The sequence below is a fragment of the Deltaproteobacteria bacterium genome, assembly GCA_016178705.1.
Classification (GTDB): domain Bacteria; phylum Desulfobacterota; class Binatia; order HRBIN30; family JACQVA1; genus JACOST01.
The window spans coordinates 51,997-74,067 of record JACOST010000018.1 but is presented as its reverse complement, the minus strand read 5'-3'; the positions used below and the strand labels follow the sequence as shown (position 1 = coordinate 74,067).

At 64.9% G+C, this 22,071-nt stretch carries 16 protein-coding genes; 10 read left to right on the top strand and 6 right to left on the bottom strand.

Annotation, left to right across the window (positions count from 1 at the left end; genetic code table 11):
- Window positions 1-134: 134 nt before the first annotated feature.
- The 7 genes from HYR72_13765 to larC all read left to right on the top strand — a co-directional run bounded on the left by HYR72_13765 (window position 135) and on the right by larC (window position 10,062).
- Window positions 135-1,583 carry a hypothetical protein gene (locus HYR72_13765; GenBank protein MBI1816042.1) on the top strand — a complete coding sequence of 483 codons (1,449 nt, stop codon included), beginning with the start codon at window positions 135-137 and terminating at the stop codon, window positions 1,581-1,583.
- Window positions 1,580-2,617: a MoxR family ATPase gene (locus tag HYR72_13760; protein MBI1816041.1), complete on the top strand. Its 1,038-nt coding sequence runs from the start codon at window positions 1,580-1,582 to the stop codon at window positions 2,615-2,617. The genes HYR72_13765 and HYR72_13760 overlap by 4 nt, the downstream gene beginning before the upstream one ends.
- Window positions 2,592-3,578 carry a DUF58 domain-containing protein gene (locus tag HYR72_13755; GenBank protein MBI1816040.1) on the top strand — a complete coding sequence of 329 codons (987 nt, stop codon included), beginning with the start codon at window positions 2,592-2,594 and terminating at the stop codon, window positions 3,576-3,578. The genes HYR72_13760 and HYR72_13755 overlap by 26 nt, the downstream gene beginning before the upstream one ends.
- A 42-nt stretch (window positions 3,579-3,620) precedes the next feature.
- On the top strand, window positions 3,621-5,516 hold the full coding sequence (locus HYR72_13750; GenBank protein ID MBI1816039.1) for a VWA domain-containing protein: 1,896 nt from the start codon (window positions 3,621-3,623) through the stop codon (window positions 5,514-5,516).
- Window positions 5,513-8,152, top strand: coding sequence for a VWA domain-containing protein (locus tag HYR72_13745; GenBank protein ID MBI1816038.1), 2,640 nt, complete (start codon window positions 5,513-5,515; stop codon window positions 8,150-8,152). The genes HYR72_13750 and HYR72_13745 overlap by 4 nt, the downstream gene beginning before the upstream one ends.
- Before the next feature lie 96 nt (window positions 8,153-8,248).
- Window positions 8,249-8,827 carry an ImmA/IrrE family metallo-endopeptidase gene (locus HYR72_13740; GenBank protein MBI1816037.1) on the top strand — a complete coding sequence of 193 codons (579 nt, stop codon included), beginning with the start codon at window positions 8,249-8,251 and terminating at the stop codon, window positions 8,825-8,827.
- Between the two features lie 56 nt (window positions 8,828-8,883).
- The gene (gene larC, locus HYR72_13735) at window positions 8,884-10,062 is read left to right on the top strand and encodes a nickel pincer cofactor biosynthesis protein LarC (GenBank protein ID MBI1816036.1); all 1,179 of its coding nucleotides are present in this window, start codon (window positions 8,884-8,886) and stop codon (window positions 10,060-10,062) included.
- A 2-nt stretch (window positions 10,063-10,064) separates the two neighbouring features.
- On the opposite strand, the gene bioD is transcribed toward larC, so the two are convergent.
- From bioD to bioF, 4 genes are all read right to left on the bottom strand, one after another.
- Window positions 10,065-10,778, bottom strand: a complete 714-nt coding sequence (bioD, locus tag HYR72_13730; GenBank protein MBI1816035.1) for a dethiobiotin synthase — start codon at window positions 10,776-10,778, stop codon at window positions 10,065-10,067.
- A 57-nt stretch (window positions 10,779-10,835) separates the two neighbouring features.
- Window positions 10,836-10,997: a hypothetical protein gene (locus tag HYR72_13725; protein MBI1816034.1), complete on the bottom strand. Its 162-nt coding sequence runs from the start codon at window positions 10,995-10,997 to the stop codon at window positions 10,836-10,838.
- A 163-nt stretch (window positions 10,998-11,160) separates the two neighbouring features.
- Window positions 11,161-12,531, bottom strand: a complete 1,371-nt coding sequence (bioA, locus tag HYR72_13720; GenBank protein MBI1816033.1) for an adenosylmethionine--8-amino-7-oxononanoate transaminase — start codon at window positions 12,529-12,531, stop codon at window positions 11,161-11,163.
- A complete protein-coding gene (gene bioF / locus HYR72_13715) occupies window positions 12,528-13,709 on the bottom strand; it encodes an 8-amino-7-oxononanoate synthase (protein MBI1816032.1) in 1,182 nt (393 codons plus the stop codon). Before bioF ends, bioA begins: the two co-directional genes overlap by 4 nt.
- 116 nt (window positions 13,710-13,825) lie before the next feature.
- Here bioF and HYR72_13710 point away from each other — a divergent pair, with 116 nt between their 5' ends.
- Genes HYR72_13710 through HYR72_13700 form a run of 3 tightly spaced genes read left to right on the top strand, consistent with a single transcriptional unit; the run spans window position 13,826 to window position 16,868 of the window.
- Window positions 13,826-14,500 (top strand): TetR/AcrR family transcriptional regulator, encoded by a 675-nt coding sequence (locus HYR72_13710; protein ID MBI1816031.1) that lies wholly within the window; start codon window positions 13,826-13,828, stop codon window positions 14,498-14,500.
- Between the two features lie 2 nt (window positions 14,501-14,502).
- Window positions 14,503-15,588 (top strand): acyl-CoA dehydrogenase family protein, encoded by a 1,086-nt coding sequence (locus HYR72_13705; protein ID MBI1816030.1) that lies wholly within the window; start codon window positions 14,503-14,505, stop codon window positions 15,586-15,588.
- Window positions 15,589-15,644: 56 nt separating this feature from the next.
- On the top strand, window positions 15,645-16,868 hold the full coding sequence (locus HYR72_13700) for an acyl-CoA dehydrogenase family protein (GenBank protein MBI1816029.1): 1,224 nt from the start codon (window positions 15,645-15,647) through the stop codon (window positions 16,866-16,868).
- A gap of 27 nt (window positions 16,869-16,895) precedes the next feature.
- On the opposite strand, the gene HYR72_13695 is transcribed toward HYR72_13700, so the two are convergent.
- Both HYR72_13695 and rsmH read right to left on the bottom strand, forming a co-directional pair.
- Window positions 16,896-20,966, bottom strand: coding sequence for a PAS domain S-box protein (locus HYR72_13695; protein ID MBI1816028.1), 4,071 nt, complete (start codon window positions 20,964-20,966; stop codon window positions 16,896-16,898).
- Between the two features lie 156 nt (window positions 20,967-21,122).
- Entirely contained in the window at window positions 21,123-22,028 is a 906-nt protein-coding gene (rsmH, locus tag HYR72_13690) for a 16S rRNA (cytosine(1402)-N(4))-methyltransferase RsmH (GenBank protein ID MBI1816027.1), read from the bottom strand.
- Window positions 22,029-22,071 lie beyond the last annotated feature (43 nt).

Sequence of the window (22,071 nt, the reverse complement as noted above, 5' to 3'; positions counted from 1 at the left end):
AGCGGCGGCGATGTCCATCGGCTGTTCGCGTCATGTAGGCGGGCTCCACCCGTGCTCCACTTCTGTTGAAGTTAGTTGACCCCCCTGTGCCCCTCCTTTATGGTGCGCCTACATTGCACGCGGTGTGGGCATAGATGCCGGCTGTGATTCTCGGCTTCGAGGAGATTGAGGACCGCCTGCGCATCCTGCGCCGCCGTGTGAATCTGTTTACGGCGCAGCATGTCGGATACGTCACCGCCAGCGTTCTCGCGCTCGCCGTCGCGGCGTTGGTGCTGGCGGCGCTGCGCGGCTCGCCGCTGATGTTTCGCATCACCTTCTACGCTGGATTGGTCGCGACATTCACTGTGCTTATCGGTGCGCCGCTGGTGCTCTATCAACGCTGGCGCGATCTGCCGCACGTTGCGGCGCTGGCAGACGAGCGCGCGCGGCTGAAGGACCGGTTGGTGACGCTGCTCACCGCCCGCGAACGCCGGCCGCCCTCGCGCCTCGCGGGACTGTTGCTTGCCGACGTGCTCGCCTTGGGACAACGCTGGGACCCGCGTGCCATTGCGCCGCGGCGCGTGCCGCATTCGGTCTACGTGTTTCTGCTGGCGCTCGCCACGCTTGGTTCCACCGCATTCATCGCGCGGCCCGAGCCACCCGCCGCCCATGAAGCGGTCGCGCTCCCTGCCAGCGGCAGCGCGGAGGCGGCTGCAGCGGCGCAGGCGCTCGCTGGTGGCAAGCTCGTCGGCAAGCCGCAGGCGGCACCGCATCCGGGTGAATCGGGACAGAACGCACCGCAACCCGACGGCAGCGCTGACCTTGCGCCGCTCTCGACTCAAAACATGACCGGTGATGTACCCGCGCACGGTCCCGGGGCGCCCAAGCTGTCCAACGACGGCGATTCGCAAACACCAGACAACCCACGCAACGGCGAACTCGCGCCGCAACTCCAGCAACTGATCCGACAAGCCTTCAACGCCGAAGCCGCGGGCAAGCCGCAACAACTCGCGCAGAATCAATCACAGCGGGCTGAGTCTCCAGAGCACAGGGCCGGAGCGACCAAAGACCGGAACCCATCACACGACGATCGCGGACAGCCGGATCGTGAATCGAAGGGCGACAGTAAGACCCAAAGTGACCACCAACAGTCCGGCAGCAACGACAAGCCGAACGGTGATGCGCGGGTGAACTCGGATCAGGCGAAGCCGCGCGATAACGAGCAATTGCACGCGGCCCAGAACCCTGGCAGCCAACCCTCATCAGAGGGACAGAACTCCGAGCATGGCGAAGTCGGACCGAATGGCAGCAACCCGGGCAATCTACTCGCCAAGCAGGCCAAACCTGGCGCCAACGGCACCGCGGAACCGAAGACATTCAAGCTGACGTTGAACTCCTTCCTGCAAGGGATGCCGCGCAAAACGGATGCGCAACCACCGCCACCGCATGGCCGCGTAACCGACGACGGCTTCGCCGAGGTGGCACGTGGCACCGCCACGCTCAGCGAGCAGCAGCTCGGCGATGATCTCCTGCGCAAGACCGACGTGCCGCCGGAGTTCGAAGACGTTGTCCGCCGCGTTTACAGCCAACGGCCGGAGTCATGAGCGTCGCCAACAGCCGCCGCCAGGTCGAGGAGTTTCAATCGACCTTCCAACAGATCCGCGATGAGATGGAGCGGGTCATCGTCGGCCATCGCGGCATCCTCGAACAGATTCTGATCACGTTCTTCGCTGGCGGACACGTGCTCATCGAAGGTGTCCCCGGCACCGGCAAGACGCTGATCGTACGCTCGCTTGCCGAGGTGTTGAACCTGCGCTTCAGTCGCATTCAGTTTACCGTCGATCTGATGCCCGCCGACATCACCGGCACGCGCATGGTGATGGAAGTCGACGGTCGCCGCGAGTTCGCCTTCATCGAAGGGCCGGTCTTTTCGCACGTCCTCCTCGCCGACGAGATCAACCGCGCGACACCGAAGACGCAGTCCGCGCTGCTCGAAGCGATGGCCGAGTTGCAGGTGACGGTGGCCGGGACGACCTATCGGCTATTGCCACCGTTCTTCGTGCTGGCCACGCTCAACCCGATCGAGATGGAAGGTACCTACGCGTTGCCCGAGGCGCAGCTCGATCGCTTCTTCTTCAAAGTGCGGTTGGCGTATCCGAACGCCGAGGAAATGCAGCGCATCATCGGAACGACCACGACCGCGGAGATTCCCACGGTGCGGCCGCTGTTCGACCCCACCGACGCGCCGGCGCGCATCGAAGGCTTGAAGGCGCTGGTGCGCCAAGTGTTGATTGCGCCGCACCTCGAGCAATACGCGGCAACTCTGGTGCGCGCGACCGTGCCGTCAGGCTCGAAGTTTGCGCCCGCTGGTGGCAGCGGTCTGCCGCCCGATGAGCGCATCGCGCGCTACGTGAGCTTTGGATCGAGTCCACGTGGCGGACAGGCGTTGCTGCTCGGCGCCAAGGTACGCGCGCTGCTCGATGGGCGGGTGAACGTCACTTTCGACGATATCGACCAAGTCGCGGTGCCCGCGCTCAATCATCGGCTGGTGCTCAACTTCGCCGCCGAAGCCGATGGCGTCGATGCGGGCAATTTGATCGAGGGCATCGTTCATGCCGCGCGCCGGCTCCAGCGCTGAGCGCTTGCGCGGCCTGCTTGCAGCGTTCAACTCCGCGCCGACGGCGCCCGCCTCCGCCGGGCTTGCCGAGGTGCTGCAGCCCGTTTTTCTGAAAAAGCTCGATCGGTTGCAACTGCGCGTCCGTCACAGCTTGGCCACCCGTCCGGGCAACACGCCCATGCCGCACGGGACCCAGCCGTCGGGTATCGAGCTGGCCAACTACAAGGCGTATCATCCGGGCGACGATCTGCGTTACCTCGACTGGAACGCGTACGGGCGCCTCGATCAGTTGCTGATCAAGACCTTTCGCGCGGAGCGCGAAGCGGCGCTGCATGTGTTCATCGACTGCAGTGCGTCGATGGCCGCGCCGGTCGCTGATCGAAAGTTTGAGTTCGCGATTGGCCTCGCCGCCAGTCTCGCCTACATCAGCTTGCGCCACAACGATCCGGTGCGATGCGTTGCACTGTCGGCGGACGGTGGACGTGGTTTCCGCGCCTCGCCGTGGTTTCGTCATCGCGACATGATCGGCCAGGTGCGCGACTACCTCATGAGCTTGCACACGGCCGGCGCGACGACATTGGCGGAAGGGGTAAGCGACTACGCCGGTCATGCGCGCGTACCCGGCGTCGCCGTGGTGGTGTCGGACTTTCTTGTCGAACCCGCGCGCTACGAGGCGGCGCTGCGCGGATTGGTCGGGCGTGGCTGGACCGTCGGGGCGTTGCGCCTACTGGGTCCGGGCGAGCGCGATCCGGCGCAGGTCTTTCGGCGTGGACGACTCCGCGACAGCGAAACCGGTGTCGAACGCGTGATCACGCTCACACCCACCAACCGCCAACGCTATGAAAGCGCGCTGCAGCTCCACCTCGATGCGTTGCAGACCTGGTGCCGCCGCCATGAAGTCTACTTCGCCACCGTCGATCCGCAGGCAGGACTCGAACACGCGCTGTTCGACACGTTGCCAGGAATGGGCATGCTGCGATGAGCGCATTCCGCACTCCGCATTCGCCATTCCGCATTTGAAGCCATGGGCTTGCTGAATCCTGGCGCGCTGATCTTCGCGTCACTCTACATCGTCCTGGTGTTGCTCTACCTGTGGGAGCGCATTCGGCGGCGCGTCGAGATCCCCTCGTTGTTGTTGTGGCAGACGGTGGCCGACGATGTGGTGCAGGCGCGCAAGTTTCGCCCGGACCTGCTCTTCTTCCTGCAAGTGCTGTTGCTGGCCGCGTTGATCGCGGGGCTCGCGCGCCCGTATCTGAGTGACGGCCGCGCGATCACCGCCGCGCGTCGGCACGTCTACATTCTCGATACCTCCGCGAGCATGCAGGCGCGCGAAGGCCGCACGACGCGTTTCGAGGCGGCGCGCAGCGAATTGCGCCGCCGACTCGAAGCGCTGCCCGTCACCGACGAAGTCATGCTCATCACCGCCGCCGCGCATCCGGAAACCATCGCCGACTTCACTCGCGACCGCAGCATGCTGTTACGCGCCTTGGAGAACACCGTCCCCACGGACACCGGCACCGAACTCGAACTCGCGCTCGCGGTCGCTGCGGGCGCGCGCCAGCGCACCGACGCGTTCACCGACGTGATGGTATTCACGGATCAGTCGCCGAGCCATCTGTCGCCGCGTTGGCGCGACGAGGCGACGCTGGTTCCATTCGGCGAGAGCGACGCCAACCTCGCCATCACCGGCCTGCAGATCTTCCAGGGCCGCTTCCAAGACGCGCGCGCCGCCCGCGCCAACGTGGTGGTGCAGAACTTCTCGCATCGCGAGGGCCACGGCATGTTGACCGTTCGGCTCAACGACACGCCGGTGACGCAGACCGGCTTCAGTATCCCTCCCCGTGACGTGCGTGCATTCTTGGTCCCGAATTTCCCCGGCTCGGGTCGTGTCGTGGCGCAGTTGGACGCTCAGATCGATGGCGACGACGCGCTCGCCGCCGACAACGTTGCGCTCGGCTGGATTCGACCGCTCGCGCTCACGCGCGTGCTCGTGGTCTCGCTCGCCACGCCGCTGGTCGATGAGTTGACGACCGTGGCGCGCGCGACGGCGGGTCTGCAGCTCATGACACTGACACCGGAGGCGTACGCGGCACAAGCGAAAACGGCGGGGTTCGACAACTATGATGTCGTGATCTTCCACCGCGTCGTCCCCGACACCGCCCCGGCCACGGCCGCGCTCTACATCTATCCGCCGACCGACAACCCGCTGTTTGCCATCGGCGGCGATGTCCACGGCGTCGAAGTGCTCGATTGGAATGATCAACATGAAGCGGTCGGCGCCTTGCACCCGCTGGCGACCATGCCGATCCAGCACGCGCGGGCAATTCTACCCGCCGAATGGTGGGAGCCGCTGTTGTTTTCGCGCACACTCGAGCGGGAGTTTCCGCTTGCCCTCGCAGGCGAGCAGCACGGTCATCGTGTCGCTTGCATCACCTTCGACCTCGAAGCTGAGCGGCTGCTCAGCAGTGACAACGTCAGCTTTCTGCTGTTCTTCCTCAACCTGGTGAACTGGCTCGCGCCTCCGCCGGTGGACGTGACCACGACTACGACGGGCAGTGTACTGCCGATTGCCGGCTTGCCGTCGTTGCCGACAACCGCTGTCGATCCGCACGGCCGGCATCTCGCTCTCGGCGACGGCGCGCATGCGAGTCTCGAAGCGCTCAGCGCTGGCGAGTACCGCATCAGCACCGACGGCACCACGCGCACGGTGTACGCAAACTTCTTCGACCCGATAGAGTCGGATATTGGCCGAGCGGACAAGGAGCCGCTGGTGCGAACGGCGGCCACCACCGCGCAGCCCGAGAAGACCGCGCGACCAGCGCCTGGTGCCGAGTTCGGCTGGTGGCTGGTTGCCGCCGCTGCGGCAGTGCTGCTGACTGAGTGGGTAGTGGCGATGCGGCGGGCGGAGCGGGCCGCATGATTCAGGAACCCAGCCTGCCATATCTGTTCGCGCATCCGGAAACCGTCAGCGTGACGGTCGCGCAGCCGTGGATGCTGCTGTTGCTCGCCGCGGCTCCGCTGCTCATCTACCTTGGACGGCGGCGCGCGCGAGTCGCGCGTTGGTTGCGGGCGGCGGCGTTCTCGCTCGTGACGCTGAGTTTGGCGGGGCTCGCACTGACGACGCGCCTGCCGAGCGATCGGCTCTCGCTGGTCGCGGCGGTTGACGTGTCGACCAGCATCGATGAAACCGGGCGCCAGTGGGAGCAACGATATCTGAGTGAACTGGCGCGCGCGCTCGGACCCGAGGACGAACTGGCGGTGGTCGCCTTTGCGCGCGAAGCCAGCGTGATACGGCCCCCGAGCGCACCGAGTCCAGTCGAAGGGTTGCCACGCCTGCTCGCCGGCGAAGCCGCCGCAACCGACATCGCCCGCGGGCTCGATGCGAGTCTGGCCCTGTTCGCGCCCGACACGGAACGCCGTCTTGTCCTACTCAGCGACGGCCTCGAGACTCGCGGCAACACTGCTGCACCGATTGCCCGCGCGCGGCGCAGCGGCGTGCATGTCTCGGTCGCGGTGCCAGCGCACCAAACCCATCGCGATGTCGCCCTCGAGCGGGTCTCGATGGCGTCGGTCGTCGGCGAAGGCGCGATCTTTCCGCTGCGCGTGATTGCCCGTAACTACGCACGCCCTGGGCCGGCGTTGCTCACGCTGTTCGCCGACGATCAGGCGCTCGGCAGCGAGACCGTCACCTTGCAAACTGGACTTAACACGATTGAGATTCCGTATCGTCTCACGGGCGCCGGCAGCCATCACCTACGTGCCGATTTGCACGCACCCGACGACGACATTCCCGGCAACAATCAGCGCGACGCCACGGTGACGGTGCTCGGGAAAACGCGCGCGCTACTGATCACGGCCGAGCCGCATTCGCCGCTCGCCTCGGTTCTGGCGCGCAAAGATATCGAAACCGAGGTGCGGCCACCGGCACGTTTTCCCGATCGCCTCGACGAGCTGCTCGGCTACCACTGCGTGATCATTCAAGATGCCGTGGCGAATGGCTTCGATAGCAAGCGGCTGGCACTGCTTGAGCGCTACGTGCGCGACTTCGGTGGCGGACTGATTGTCGTTGGCGGCGACCGCACCTACGGCGATGCCGGTTTCAAACACACGGTGCTGGAGCAACTGTTACCGATCACCCTCGAACCGCGACGGCCGCAGCACACCGAGCGCGAGCCGATGGGGTTGTTCGTCCTGATCGATCGTTCCAACAGCATGGGGTACAACAGCCGCATCCGCACGCTGCGCGACGGCGAAAAGCTGCGCTACGCGCGCGAAGCGGCGCTGGCGGTCATTCATCAGCTCAAGGATCACGACCTGGTCGGGGTCGCGGCGTTCGACTCGCAACCGTTCGAACTGGCGCCGTTGCGCTCGCTGCGCGAAAACCGCGCATCGCTTGAAGAGACCATCCCTCGCCTCTCCGAGGGCGGGGGCACCGACTTTTACGACGCGCTCGAATCGGCGCGGGCGCAACTGGTCGCGTCGCGGGTCGGCACCCGCCACATCATCTTGCTCACCGATGGTGACACCAATCGCGGCGCGTCGGATCACTACCCCTTGATCGCCGCGCTGGCGTCAGCCGGCATCAGCGTCACCACGATTCGGATCGGTGACGATACCGTGAACATGCAGCTCCTCACAGATATTTCGGGGCAGACTGGCGGCCAGTTCTATCACGTCGAGAACGTCGAAACGCTGCCCGAGTTGATGCTGCGCGATACCACCGAGAAGCTCGCGCAAGCGCCGCACCAGGATCGTCACTTCCTGGCGCAGTTCGGCGCGCCGAGTCAGTTGCTGCGCGGGGTCGAGGCGAAAGACGTACCGGCGCTGAGCGGGTACGCGTTCGCCAAGCTCAAGCCGGGCGCGGAAGCGCCGCTCTGGGTGCTGACGCGCGATCGCAAAGACCCGCTGTTGGCGGATTGGCAGTACGGGCTCGGCCGTGTCACCGCGTTCACCGCCGGCCTGATGGATGACGCGGAAACCTGGGTCGGCTGGCCGGGCTTTGGAAAATTTTGGTCGCAAGCGGTGCATTGGAGCGTGCGCGATCAAACGCCGTGGGACTACGCGCTCACGGTGACTCGGCGTGAGGGCATCACGCAACTGACGGTGCGCACGTTCGACGGGAGTGACGACAGTACGATGCTCGCGCGCTTGCATGTGAGCGACGAAAATACACTCGACATCGCGCTGGTGCCGGCGGCACCCGGGCAGTTTGCGGGGCGCGTGCCGAACGTGCCGGGCGGTCGCTATCCGCTCACGATCCTGAAACGCCGGGGCGAGCGCGATGTGAATCAGCGCATGACACTGGTGACAATTCCGAGTGCCGATGAGCCGGCGCACGAGGAACGCTACGCGCCGACCGCCGACACGGCGTTGCTGACTCGCATCACTGAGGCCACCGGCGGGCTTATGAATCCGACGGTGCGCGAACTGGTCGCCCGCAAAGCGGGCTCCCGCGAGCTGATCCACGGGCTCGACTATCTCCTCATCCCGCTGGCCATGGCGCTCTTTCTGGCCGACGTAGCCGTCCGCCGCATGACCCAGCCGCCGCAAGTGTAGCCCCGGGGCTGTTCAGCAGGGTTCGACGCAAAAGCGGTTGCGGCAACGTTTGCTGCATGGTACAAGCTGCCCCTTTCCAAAATTCAGGAGGCTCCCGTGCCGAACACCAAGCGTCCCCGCTCCGCTCGTCCGACGCCGCATTACGATGCCGCGCAAGCTATCGTTGATGACATCCACCGTCGCGTCGATTTTCGGCACCCGCCGTTTCATTTCGAGCCGTTTCTGAGCGCGCACGATTCCTACAAGGTGTTTGAAGTCGAGTTGCCGCTCGGCCTCGATGGGCAGTTGTTCCTAACCCCCGACGGCGAGCAGAAGACGATTCATCTGCGCAAAGATAATCCGCGCCCGCGCCTGCGCTTCACCCTCGCGCATGAGATCATTCACGCCGAACTTCACTTCGCGCGCGGGCAGTTGCAAGACCTGACGGCCTGTCGCACCACCGAGCACGTCGAAGGACAGCGTCCATTGCTCGAACGCGAAGCGGATTTTGGTGCGGCCGCGTTACTCGTACCGCTGTGGATGCTGGATCAACATCTGCCCTATCGCTTGCGTCATGACTATCCGGACACCGTGGTGCGCGAGATGGCGCGCGTGTTTCGCGTGAGCGAGATGGCCATGCGCATCCAGATGAAGCAGTACACGTCGCACAGCGGCGAGTTCCCCCGTCCGTTCTAGTTCGGTACTGCGCGCGTGGTTGCCGGTCGCGGCTGCCCGCGTGCTACGATGACCGCATGCGCATCGCCTACTTCGACGCGTTCTCCGGCGTCAGCGGCGACATGACCGTTGGCGCGTTGCTCGCGCTCGGCTTGTCCCTCGATCGACTCAAAGCGGAATTGCAGCAACTACCCGTCGCCGGCTACGAGTTGGACGCCGCCCAGGTGCAGGTCAACGGCATCGGGGCGACTCAGTTTTCGGTCCATGTGCATGATCATCATGATCACGGGCACGCGCATCATCACCGTCCATTTCGCACCATTCGCGCGCTGATCCACGACAGCGGGCTCAGTGCCGCGGTGAAGACCACAGCGCTGGCGATCTTCACGCGGCTGGCGGAGGCCGAGGGACGCGTCCATGGCATCGCGTCGGATGATGTCGAGTTCCACGAAGTCGGCGCGGTCGACGCGATCGTCGATGTGGTCGGCACGGCGATCGGCTTCGCGGCGCTCGGCATCGAAGCGGCATACGTGTCGCCGTTACCGCTCGGCTCGGGCATCGTGCACACGCAACACGGGCCGCTGCCGGTGCCAGCGCCGGCGACGGTCGAATTGCTGCGTGGGCTGCCGGTCCGCGCCGAAGATGGCGAAGGCGAGCTGGTGACGCCGACCGGCGCCGCGATTGTTGCCGCACTTGCGCGATCGAGCGCGCCACCGATGCGCATCACGGCCGTCGGCTACGGTGCCGGTACTCGCCGTCTCGCCGACCGGCCCAACGTCTTGCGCCTTGTCCTGGGTGAGTCGATTGCTGCGCTCGGTGAAGACGAACTCGTGCTGATCGCCACCAACATCGACGACGCGAACCCCGAACTCTTCGACCATGTCATCGAGCGCCTGCTCACCGGCGGCGCGCGCGACGTGTACCTAACGCCGGTGCACATGAAGAAAAATCGCCCTGGCATCGTGCTCAACGTGTTGTGTACCGAGATCGATCGCGAGCGATTGGCCGCGATCATTTTCGCTGAGACCACGGCGATTGGCGTGCGTTATCACGCGGTGCGACGCCAGATCCTGCCGCGCGAAACGATACAGGTCACGACGGAATTTGGAACCGCCAGCGTGAAGATCGCGCGCGGCCCCGACGGCCGCGAGAATGTTGCTCCCGAGTACGAAGACTGCCGCCGGCTGGCGAACGAGAAACGGGTACCGCTGAAAGTCGTCTATCAAGCCGTCATTGCCGCCGCGCTGCGACGATAGAGTCAGCGCAACGCGTTGAGATCGACGCGGTCGGCGAACAACCGGGCGAGACGTTCGCGGTCGGCCGCAGTTTGGTTCACCGCGCCGAGCCAGGGGATCACGCCGAGCGGTGGCCCGAGCAGCTCATGCAGCAGGCCGACGTTCGTCTCTGCGGCCAGATCGTGAGTTGGAGTCAGCGCATTCACCACGTAGCCGACGAGCGGCAAGCCAACCTGTTGCGCGTGCCGCAGGGTGAGCAATGCGTGATTGATCGCGCCGAGTTTGTTGCCGACCACGACCACCAAGCGTCCGTGCAGCCGCCGACATAGGTCGGCGAACGTGAAGGCATCAACAAGCGGGACCAGCAGACCACCGGCGCCTTCCACCAACACCACGTCGTGAGTGGCAGCGAGGTGTTCGTTGGCGGTTGCGATGACGTTGATGTCGATTGTCCGTCCCTCCCGTTCGGCGGCCACGCGGGGCGCGAGCGGATCGCGAAAGCGGTACGGGCAGATGAGGTCGTCGGCCGCATCACAGCCCGAGAAAAACGCTAACCGTTGAGCATCGATGGCAATGCGCTCGCCGGTGACGGCGAGCGCACAACCAGTTTCCGCCGGCTTGAGGACCCCGACGCGGGTTCCTTGGGTCCGCAGCGCAGCGGCCAATCCGGCGGCGACGGTGGTCTTCCCGACCCCCGTGTCGGTACCAGTGATGAGAATCGTGTTGGGAGAAGGCACGGGCTCGTCCGGCGACCAGCCCTTTGTAACAGATGACGCTCGAAAGGAAACGGATGCTCAGGCGACCAGATGGAGCGCCACCCAACTGATCAGCGCCCACAATCCGAGGCTGATCACGGTTCCAGACAGGAACCCGAGGAGCGGAACGCCGGGGAGCCGATCCAACTCAAGGAGATCGTCGCCTTCAAACCCGATGACTTCTGCAAATGGGGGCTGCATCTTTATCCTCCGCCGTACTCGACGAAGCAGCAATGCTCATGCCGTACCTCGACCGGCGAGCCGCACTGAGCCGTACCCAGCAAACTGTCCTGTGAACTGGACGGTTGTGTGCGCAAAAAGTGACTAAAACTTTGCAGGTGTTACGAACGCGACGCTATGCGACCTAACGCGTCACCTCGTCTATCGCCTGGCGGGTCACGTGACACAGGGTCACCAGCTCGTGAGCGGTGATGCTCAGTGGCGGCATGAGCACGATCACGTTGCCGAGCGGGCGCAGGATCACGCCGAGGGCGCGGGCTCGTTCGACCACGCGCGCCCCGACCCGATCCGCTGGGTCGTAGGGTGCGCGCGTGGCCACGTTTCGAACCAATTCGATTCCGACCATCAGTCCCCACTGGCGAATGTCGCCGACGTGCGCGAGGCGAGCAAAATCCGAACGCAAAATCTGGGCGAGTTGCGCGGAGCGGCTGGCCACCCGATCGATGACCCGCTCGTTGTCGAACAGCTCCAAGTTGGCGAGCGCCACGGCACAGCCGAGCGGATTGCCGGTGTACGTGTGCCCATGGAAGAAGGTTTTGAAGTCTTGGTACGGCGCGAGGAACGCGGCGAATATTTCCTCCGAGGTCAGCGTCGCTGCCAGCGGCAGGTAGCCGCCAGTGATGCCCTTACCCACGCACAGGATATCGGGACTGATACGGTCGTGTTCGACCGCGAACATCTTCCCGGTGCGGCCGAAGCCGGTGGCCACCTCATCGCAGATCAACAATGTGCCGGCCTTGTGAGTCAGCTCGCGCAACGCAGCCAGGTAGCCTTGGGGTTGGCTCCACATGCCCGCGGCACCCTGCATCATTGGCTCAATGATCAACGCCGCGATGTGATCGCCACGATCGGTGAACAGCTCCGCCGCTTCTTGTACGGCCATCGCCAGGGCCTGCGGCTCCGACGCGCCACGCTGCCAGCGGAACACGTGAGGTGGATTGAGCCGCTCGCAGGGGAACAGCAGCGGCTTGAAGTAGCGGTGGAAGGCCTCCGAATAACCGACGCTGACCGCGCCGAGCGTATCACCATGGTACGACTCGGTAAGCGACACGAACGTGTCTCGCTGCGGCTGGCCCTTGAGTTGCCAATATTGATACGCGAGTTTGAGTGCGATCTCGACCGCAGTCGCGCCGGCGTCGGAGTAGAAGACGCGAGTCAATCCGGCCGGCGCGATCGCGATCAGCCGCCGCGCCAGTTCGATTGCCGGCACGTTGGAAAGGCCGAGCATCGTGGTGTGGGCGATGCGATCGATCTGCGCGTGCAATGCCGTGTCGAGTTCCGCCTTGCGATGGCCGTGAACGTTGCACCACAACGAAGATACGCCATCGATGTAGCGTCGACCCTGCGCGTCGATGAGATAGTTGCCCTCGCCGCGCACGATGATCAGCGGTTCTTGCGCGAGCCAATCGCGCATCTGCGTGAACGGGTGCCAGAGATACTTGTGATCCCACTCGGCGAGTTCGAAGAACCCCGTCGGTTCGGGGAAGGTCGTCATGCGTGGGCGACGCTGCGCTGGCCGGCGACACGCGCGAAGGCGGCAAGCGCCCCTTCAATCTCGTCCGGCCGGTGCGTCGCCATGGTTGTCGCGCGCAGACGCGACGTGCCGACGGGCACTGTCGGTGGCCGGATGCCTTGCACGAACACGCCATCGAGCAGCAACTGTTCGCAATCGCGCATCGTCTCGCTCGCATCGCCGATGAGCACTGGAACGATCGGCGTACCTTCGGCAGCCACCGCGAAGCCGAGCGCGCGCACACCTGCGGCCAAGTGTGCTGCGTTGGCCAGCGCACGCGCGCGGCGGGTCGGCTCGGTCTCAACCACCATCAGCGCCGCTGCTGCCGCGGCGACCACCGGTGGAGGTAACGCGGTGGTGTAAATCAAGCTGCGCGCCGTGTTGACGAGGAAGTCGATGAGCTGGCGGCTGCCAGCAACGAAGGCGCCAAACGAGCCGAGCGCCTTGCCGAGCGTCCCCATCTGGACGGTCATTGCATCCTTGACGCCCAACAATTCGACCGCGCCGGCACCCGATGGGCCGAGCACGCCGGTGGCGTGTGCCTCGTCGACCATCACCATGGCGCTGTGACGCTCGGCCAGTGCGCCGATCTCGCGCAGCGGCGCGATGTCACCATCCATGCTGAACACCGAATCGGTGACGATCAACTTGCGCCGCGCCGGCGTGCGCAGCGCGCTCTCGAGTTGGCTGAGGTCGCAATGTCCGTAGACTCGCAACTGCGCTCGCGAGAGGCGGCAACCGTCGATCAGGCTGGCGTGATTGAGTGCGTCGCTGCACACGAGATCGCCGTCGCCAACCAGCGCCGCGATCACGCCGACGTTGGCGTGGTACCCTGAGTTGAACAGGATCGCCGCTTCGGTGCCTTTGAAGGCCGCGAGCCGCTCTTCAAGCTCACGATGCGCACGCATCGAGCCCGAAACCAATCGTGACGCCCCCGCTCCGAATCCTTGATCGCGCGCAGCCGCGCACGCGGCTTCGACTACCGCTGGATGATTGGCGAGACCGAGGTAATTGTTCGAGCACAGCATCAGCACGCGCCGATCGTCGAGCGTAACCCAGGCGTCCTGCGCCGACTCGATCCAGCGCAACGCGCGCCGCAGTCCGGCCGCCTCGCGGCGCGCCAACTCGGCCGCGATCCAGTCATCCGCCCTCATCGTCATCGCCGCCACGCTTATGTCCGGGCTGACGGCGAGTCAATTCGGGGTGCGCCAACCCGTGTCGGCGGCGAACAATCCCATTGACACGGGGCGTCAAATCAGCATACTGAACGTTCAGTATGCAGGCGACAGCGCAGAGCCGAGGCGGCGAATCGCGGCGTGAGCTGCTCGATGTCGCCATCGATTGCTTCGCACGCTTCGGTTACCAGGCGACCTCGATCGACCGCATCGCGCGCGAGGCGGGGGTGACGAAGGGCGCGCTGTACTATCACTTCAAAGACAAAGGCGAGCTGCTCTTCGAGGCGGTCAAAAGCCGGGTCGGACAGTGGGAGAACCGCGTGGTCGGCGAGGTGCGGGCGGTGACGTCCGCAGCCGAGCGCTTGCGGCAGGTTGCGCAGGTGTGTCTCGACCACGCCACCAAGAGCAATCACCGGCGCATGATCATCACGCTGATGGTCGAAGCGCTCGACACCAACGCGCCGTTGTCGGCGGAGTTCCGGGCCATGATGCAGCGCTTCAGGACGTTCTTGCGAACCCTGGTGCAGAGTGGGCAACGCCACGGAGAATTCCGCCCCAACGTCGATGCCGCGGTTGCCGCCGAAGTGTACGCCGGTGCCGTCATGGGGGCGGAGATCCAGTACTATCAGGATACGAAGGCGATCTCGCTGCAGGCCACACTCGACGCATTCATCGAGCAGTACCTCGGCTGGCTCGCCGCCGACTCGCACTCGAATCACAATCATCGCCGCACACGTGCCGCGGCGCCCGCAAAGCCGCGCGGGAGGAGGAGCTAACCATGGTGAGTTTCCAACCGAGCGAAGACCAACAGCTCATTCGCGACACGGTCGCGAGCTTCGCCCAGGAACAGATCCGTCCGGCCGCCCACGAGGCGGACGAGACCGGTGCGATCCCGAGCGCGCTGATTCAGCAAGGCTGGGGATTGGGGCTGGTGCAGAGCGTGATCCCGGAAGCGCACGGCGGGGCCGGCGAGCCCATTTCGGCGATCAGCGGCGCGCTGGTGGCGGAGGAACTCGCGTGGGGCGATCTCGCGATTGCCCTTCATCTGCTGGCGCCGCGGCTGCTGCTCTATCCGATCATTCTCGCCGGCACGCCCGAACAGCAACAGCGCATCCTGCCGGCATTCGGCGCGAATCAATTTCGGGCCGCGACTGCCGCGGTGATGGAGCCGCGCTTCGGTTTCGACCTCGCCCAGCTAAGTACGACCGCGCAGCGCAGCGACGGCAGCTTCACCCTCAGCGGTGCGAAGTGCTTTGTCCCCATTGGTGGCAGTGCTGAACAGGTGTTGGTCTACGCACGGACCAGCGACGGCGTGGCCAGCGGATTTCTCGTCGACAAGGGCGCCGCGGGCATCGTCCGTATCGAGCGTGAGCAGAACATGGGTATCAAGGCGCTCGAAACCACCGAGATGGATTTCGACAAGTGCACGGTGCCGGCGGCCAACCAACTGGCGTGCGATTTCCCCGCGTTGATGAACCGCTCGCGCGTGGGCTTGGCCGCGCTGGCGGTCGGCGTGGCGCGCGCCGCCTTCGAGTACGCGCGCGACTACGCCAAAGACCGCAAAGCCTTCGGCGTCGCCATCGCGCAGAAGCAAGCGATCGCGTTCATGCTCGCCGAGATGGCGATCGAGATCGACGCCACCCGGTTACTCGCCTGGGAAGCGGCGTGGAAGATCGATCGTGGTGAAGACGCCACCCGCGAGGCGGTACTCGCCAAACACTACGCCGCCAGCATGGTGATGAAGGTCACCGACAACGCCGTGCAGGTGCTTGGCGGCCACGGCTATATTCGCGAGCATCCGGTCGAGTTGTGGGCGCGCAACGGGCGTGGCATCGCCACCTTCGAGGGTCTGGTAATGATCTAGAGGACCGTGGTTTTCACGGGTCCCGAATGTACGAGAGTGAGAAAACGGAGGTCACCATGATCGACTTCGAATTGTCCGCCGACATCGCACGCAGCCGCGACATGATTCACATGCTGGCGGAATCGGCGATGCGACCCATTTCGCGCGAATACGATGAGCACGAGCACGACAAGCCGATGGAGTTCTTCGATATGATGTGGAACGCATCGAAGATGAGTCCGGTCAGCATCGGCGGCGATGGCAAGGCGGCGAAAAAAGATGGTCCTGCCACCCGCAGCCTCGGCGCCGCGGTCACGATCGAAGAGCTGTCGTGGGGCGATGCTGGCCTCTATCTGAGCATCCCCAACCCCGGCCTCGGCGGCGCCGCGGTGATGGCCGCCGGCACGCCTGAGCAGAAGGAGCGCTTCCTCGCGCGCTTCAAGGAAGGCGCACCCAAGTGGGGGGCGATGGCGATCACCGAGCCGAGCTGCGGTTCCGACTCTGCCGCGATCACCACCACCGCGGTGCGCGACGGTGACCAGTGGGTGCTCAACGGCACCAAGATCTTTTGCACCAGCGGCTATATGGCGGTCGAGAAATCGGAAGGCTTTGTGGTCGTCTGGGCCACCGTTGACAAGTCCGCCGGCCGCGGCGGGATCAAGGCCTTCGTCGTCGACCACCACACGTCCGGCATGACCGTCACCGGCCTCGAAAAGAAGATGGGCATCCGCGCCTCAGACACCGCCACCATCGTGTTCGAGGACTGCCGCATCCCGCTCAACAATTTGCTCGGTACCGCCGAGGTGAAAAAAACTACCGAAGGTTTCAAGGGAGTCATGGCCACCTTCGACTCGACGCGTCCGATCGTCGCCGCGAGCGCGTTGGGCATCGGCCGCGCGGCGCTCGACTACACCCGCGAGGCGCTCGCCAAGGAAGGCGTCGCCATTCGTTACGGCGCACCCGCGCACACCCTCACCACCATCGAGCGCGATTTCATGGATATGGAGGCCAACCTCCAAGCCGCGCGCCTGCTCACGTGGCGCGCATGTTGGATGATGGACCAAGGAATGCAGAACAACTTGGAAGCTTCGATGTGCAAGGCGAAGGCGGGGCTCGCGGTCACTCAAGTGACGCAAAAGGCCGTCGAGCTGCTGGGACCGATCGGCTACTCGCGCAAGATCCTGCTCGAGAAGTGGATGCGCGATGCCAAGATCAACGACATCTTCGAAGGTACCCAACAGATCAATCTGCTCATCATCGCGCGCCGGATTCTGGGCTACTCGAGCAAGGAGTTGAGCTGAGCGGATATCGTCGGCCGCCGCTTGGCGTCACCCGGTCTCCGCTTGCCGCGCCGAGCGGGTGTCGGTCGGTACCCAGATGTGGAAGGTCGAGCCGCGATCGACCTCGCTGTCGACGGTGATTGTCCCGCCCAGCATGTCTACCAAGCGGCGCGCCACGTACAGGCCAAGCCCAACCCCGCCGTAGCGGCGCGTGGACGAGCCGTCTACCTGGCGAAACGGTTCGAAGATCACCCCTAGTGACTCCGGCGCGATACCGACGCCAGTGTCGGCGACATTGATCTCCACGCCCCCATCACGCGCGTGCGCTTCGAGACTCACCTGACCTCGAGGCGTGAACTTCAACGCGTTGGCGATCACATTTTTTACCACGACCTTCAACTTGAGCGGATCGGTTTGTAGCGACGGCAACTCGGGCGCCAAGTGCGAAACGAACTGGACGCTCGGCTTCTGCTGCCGCAACTCGCGCAGCTCGTTGTCGACCTCGGCTAACAGATCACCTAGACCTGTCTCGCGCAGATCCAGCGGTACTCGCCCCGATTCCAGTCGACTGAGATCGAGTGTTGCATTGATCAACTCGAGGAGCTGACGCGCGCTGTAGTCGGCGCGCCGGAGGCGCGAGGCCTGTTCCGGTGCGAGCGGCCCGAACGCGCCATCGAGCAGGAGATCATGGTATCCCATGATGATGTTCAGCGGCGTCCGGAGCTCGTGCGACATGGTGGCGACGAAGTCTGACTTCAGTCGGTTCGCTCGCGCCAGCTCCTCAACCAGGTGGGCGTTGGTGAGCGCGACGGACGCGAGTTGCGCGACCCCTCGCGCGGTACGTTGCTGCTGCTCGCTGAACGGCAAGAGTCGGCCGCGATAGCCCGCAGTGAGCAGCCCGAAAATCTGGCCGCCGTGGCGCAGCGGCAGGAACATGGTCACGGTGACCCCGAAGAGACTCGGCCGTTCACCCAGTAGCAAATCGGCCGGTTCATCGTTGACCACCTGCGCCACCTCATCGCGCTCGATCCGCTCGAGCAGCTTGACCAGGTGAGTCCGTGGCAGATGCAGTACGCGGAACGCGTCCCACTGCTCCATCGGATCGCCAGCGTTGCCCGAGGGCACGAACACCTCGCCGTTCCGGTGCAACAGATAGGCGTGGCTGTAGTCACACCCCAACACCTCACGGGTGAGTCGACACAAGCGATCGACGAGCACGCCGTGATCGAGCGACCCGATCAATTCTTGTCCGACACGGGCGAGGGCGCTGGAGACCGCCGCTTCTTCCTCCAATGCCTCATACAATTCGCTGGCCTCGATGGCGACCGCCAGCTGGCGCGCGATGGCGTCGAGCAGCTCCGCCTGGCGCGCACTGAACGCGTGGCCGGGGGAACGGCTGAAGGCGACCAACGTGCCGAACTGCCTGTCGCGCATGTGCAACGGTGCGGCGATGAGGGCGGTAATATGAAAGCGTTCACAGATCTCGACCGGAACCCACGGCTGAGCGTGAATGTCATTGATCACCAGCGCCTCGGCAGCGCGCTCCTGGTCGCTGAACAGGGGCTGCCCGAACGTGAGCGCGTCGAGGTCGGCCGCCGAATGCGGGGCCATGCCACAATGCGAAATGGCGCGCTCGGCTTGCTGCGCGTTGTCCCACGAGAAAGTGATGACCGCATCGCACGGCAGCACTTGAGCGGTGCGTCGTTGCACGCGTGCGAGCAGCTCGGAGAAATCGAGCGTCCCACTGATGTCGCGAGCGACTTCGAGCAGCGCCGCCTTCTCGGCTTCCCCGCGCCGTCGTTCGGTGATGTCGCGCGCAATGCCGTCGATCGCCACCGCTACACTCTCCCGATACTGCGTGCTGGAGGTTACTTCGAACGTGATGCGCTGCCCGTGCTTTCCGATCAGGTCGAGTTCGAAGGCCGGGGTCTTGTTGCCCTGCAGTTGGCGCAGGAAGGCCTCTTGCGCGTGCGCGAGCTGGTCGGGGGCAATCGCCGAGACGAAGTTCATCGCCATGGCTTCGGCACGGGTGTAGCCAGTGATCCCTTCCACCGCCTGGTTGATCGATGTGATCTGTCCGGTTGGATCGATTGAGAAGATGATATCCTCGGCGTTCTCCACTAGTTCGCGATAGCGTTCCTCGCTGGCCTGCAGCGCTTCGGTCGCGCGCACGCGTTCGGAAATGTCGAACGCGATCCCGAGCACAGCCGGTTGTCCGCCGATCTCCACGATCGCCCCGGCCGCGTCAAGCCAGCGTGCTTCGCCGCTTTTGGTACTGATCTTGATCTCCGAGTGCCGTACCCTTGGCTCATCGGGCGGCTGCGCAAACGGAAGGATCCGTACCTGTTCTCGAAAGTCCGGATGGAGCACGTCCCAGAAATTCATCTTCAGGATCTCGGTCTGCGAGTATCCGGTGATGGCTTCAGTGGCAGGATTCGCGTAGCGGAAGGTCTCGCCTTGGATGAAGATCGCAGACTTGGCCGTCTCGGCGACGGCTCGGAAGCGCTCTTCGCTCTCACGCAACGCTTCCTCAGCGCGCTTGCGCTCACTGATGTCCCGCGAGATGCCGAACAATCCGATGACGTTTCCGCTCGGATCACGGTACGGCCCTTTCGTGGAGAGGTAGGTACGGGTCGTCCCCGCAATGGTTCCGACTTCCTCGTAGGTTTGCGTTTCGCCCGCGAACATGACGTCGCGGTCGCGGGTCATGATCTCGCGCGCGGTGTCGGGCGAGAAGAATGCCGTATCATCCTTGCCGATGACGGTGTCGACGGGGACGCCGAGTACCTGCGCTCCGGCGAAATTGATCAGCAGATACCGGCCGTGCAGATCCTTGACGAACACCGCATCGGTCGTGCCCTCGCTGATCGCGCGCAGCAGCACGTGGCTATGCCGCAATTGTTCCTCCGCTTCCTTGCGGTCCGTGATGTCTTGCGCCGCCCCGAACACCTGCACGACCCGACCGGCCGGCTCGTCCCATACCGGGCGGGCGTAGTTGCGCAGCCAGCGCTGCGAGCCGTCGGAGGTGACGATGCGAAACTCGAAGACGTCGGGTTTGCCGGCGAATATGCGAGCGCGGTGCTGAAGCGCAACCGGCAAATCATCCGGATGAAGGCGCCTTGGCCAATTGGCGCTATCACGCATTTCTTCGACGGAGTAACCGGTGATCGCCGAGAAGGCGGGGGTGGCCCAGTCGAATACCAAGTTGCCGTCGGGCTCGACCCGCAACGAGTAGGCGAAGTCCGACGTGAGTTCGGAGACCGCGCGGTAGCGCGCTTGCGACACCTGCAGCGCCGCTTCCGCCTGCTTCTGCTCGGTGACGTCCTGCGCGGCACCGTGGATGCGCACGACACGCTGCTGCGCCGCATCCCACACCGGGCGCGCGACGAGGCGGGACCACCGCACTTCGCCGCTCTTGGTGACGAAGCGCGCATCGGTCTGCGCCTGTTCGTTGCTGCGCAGACGATCGAGGAGCGCCAGCACGCCCGGCAGATCGTCGGGATGCATCGCGCTGGCCCACCCGCCGCGCGCGTCGAACTCCTCCGGCGCGTAGCCGAAAATCGGGGTATCGCGTCCGAAGCGCTCGCGTACCAACGTGCCGTCGGGTTCGACCCGGAGGGTGAACGGATAGTCCGACGTGAGATCGAGTAAGGTGCGGTAGCGCTCTTCCGAGCGACTGAACTCCGCTACCGCCGCGCTACCTTCACTGCGGCGGCGCGCGCGGTCGAGGCTTTCCCACACGGCGGTGGTCAAGCGGCCGAGATCGTTCTTCGGCACGTAGTCGTCGAAGCCGGCTTTCATGGCCGCCACCGCCGCCGCAATGCTGCTGATCTCGGTGACCATGACCACCGGGGCGTGCGGCCGGCGCGCTTTGGTGTCGCGCAGCAATGCGAGGCCGGTGGTCCAGCTCAGACGGTACTCGGTGACAACGAGATCAAACGCACTAGCGGCGAGCACTTCCGCCCACGCTGCGGCACCGCCGATCTGGATGACCTTGAGCCGAGGAAACTCGCTATGAAGTGCGGCGACGGTGCGGCGCGAGTCATCCGCGCTGTCGTCGGCCAAAACAACGCGCAGTACGGAATTCTCTGTTGGTTCAGCGGTAGGGGTCAACACCATGGCCAGCCCGTGCGGGCTGCCGCTGGATCTCTCACCATCCTCGCGACCACCCTCACCGCCGATCCGTCCAGCGTGCAGCAACGACCTCGCACACTTGGAGTCGAACTTACGCCGCGGCGATGGACGCGGTCAAGCACAAGTTGAAGAGAGGGCCCTTCACAACTTCTCGGCGACGCGCAGCTTGGCGCTGGCGGCGCGTGGATTGGTGGCCACTTCGGCCTCGGTCGGGCGCAGCGGTCGCTTGGTTACCACCCGCACGCGGCCGGCGCCCCGCTCGGCGACGAAGAACTGTTTCACCAGGCGATCTTCGAGTGAGTGGAAGGCGATCACCACCAGCCGACCACCCGGATTGAGGAGGGCCAGGGCCTGTGGCAGGGCTTCACTGATGGCCTCGAGTTCATCGTTGACGGCGATGCGGAGCGCTTGAAAGATACGCGCCGCAGAGCGTGCCGCCCGCCAGCGCAAGCGCGCCGGCAGCGCCGTCGCGATCAGCTCGAACAGTTGGTCGGTGGTGGTGATCGGCGTCGCTTCACGCTCGATCATGATGCGGCCCGCAATCCGGCCGGAGAAACGCTCCTCACCGAAGCTTTGGAAGATCGCCCGCAACTGCTCGTGGGTGCGTGTGCGCAGGAGGTCCGCGGCGGTTTCAGTCGCGGTGTCGGTCGGATCGAAGCGCATGTCGAGCGGCTCGCCGCGCATGAAGCTGAAGCCGCGGCCGCTGACGTCGAAGTGGTAGGAACTGAGCCCGAGATCGAACAATACACCGTCGACCGGAGCGAATTGCCTGGCTTCGACGATGGTGGTCAGAGCCTGGAAGCTCCCGCTGGCGAGCACGAGGCGGCCCGACTCGACTTCCGCCGCGAGCGTGCCGCGTAAGGCCGTGAGCAAATCCGGATCGCGGTCGATCCCGAGCACCCGCCCCGCGGGTGCTGTGCGCTCCAGGATCGCGGCGGCGTGCCCGCCGCCATCGATGGTGGCATCGACGAAGCGGCCGCCCGCGCCGGTTACCAGATGGGCGAGCACCTCAGGCAGCATGACAGGGATGTGCACCGGTTGGGTCATGGTGGTCGCGTAGCGCGCGGGTGGCGCGAGAGCAAGATCGCGG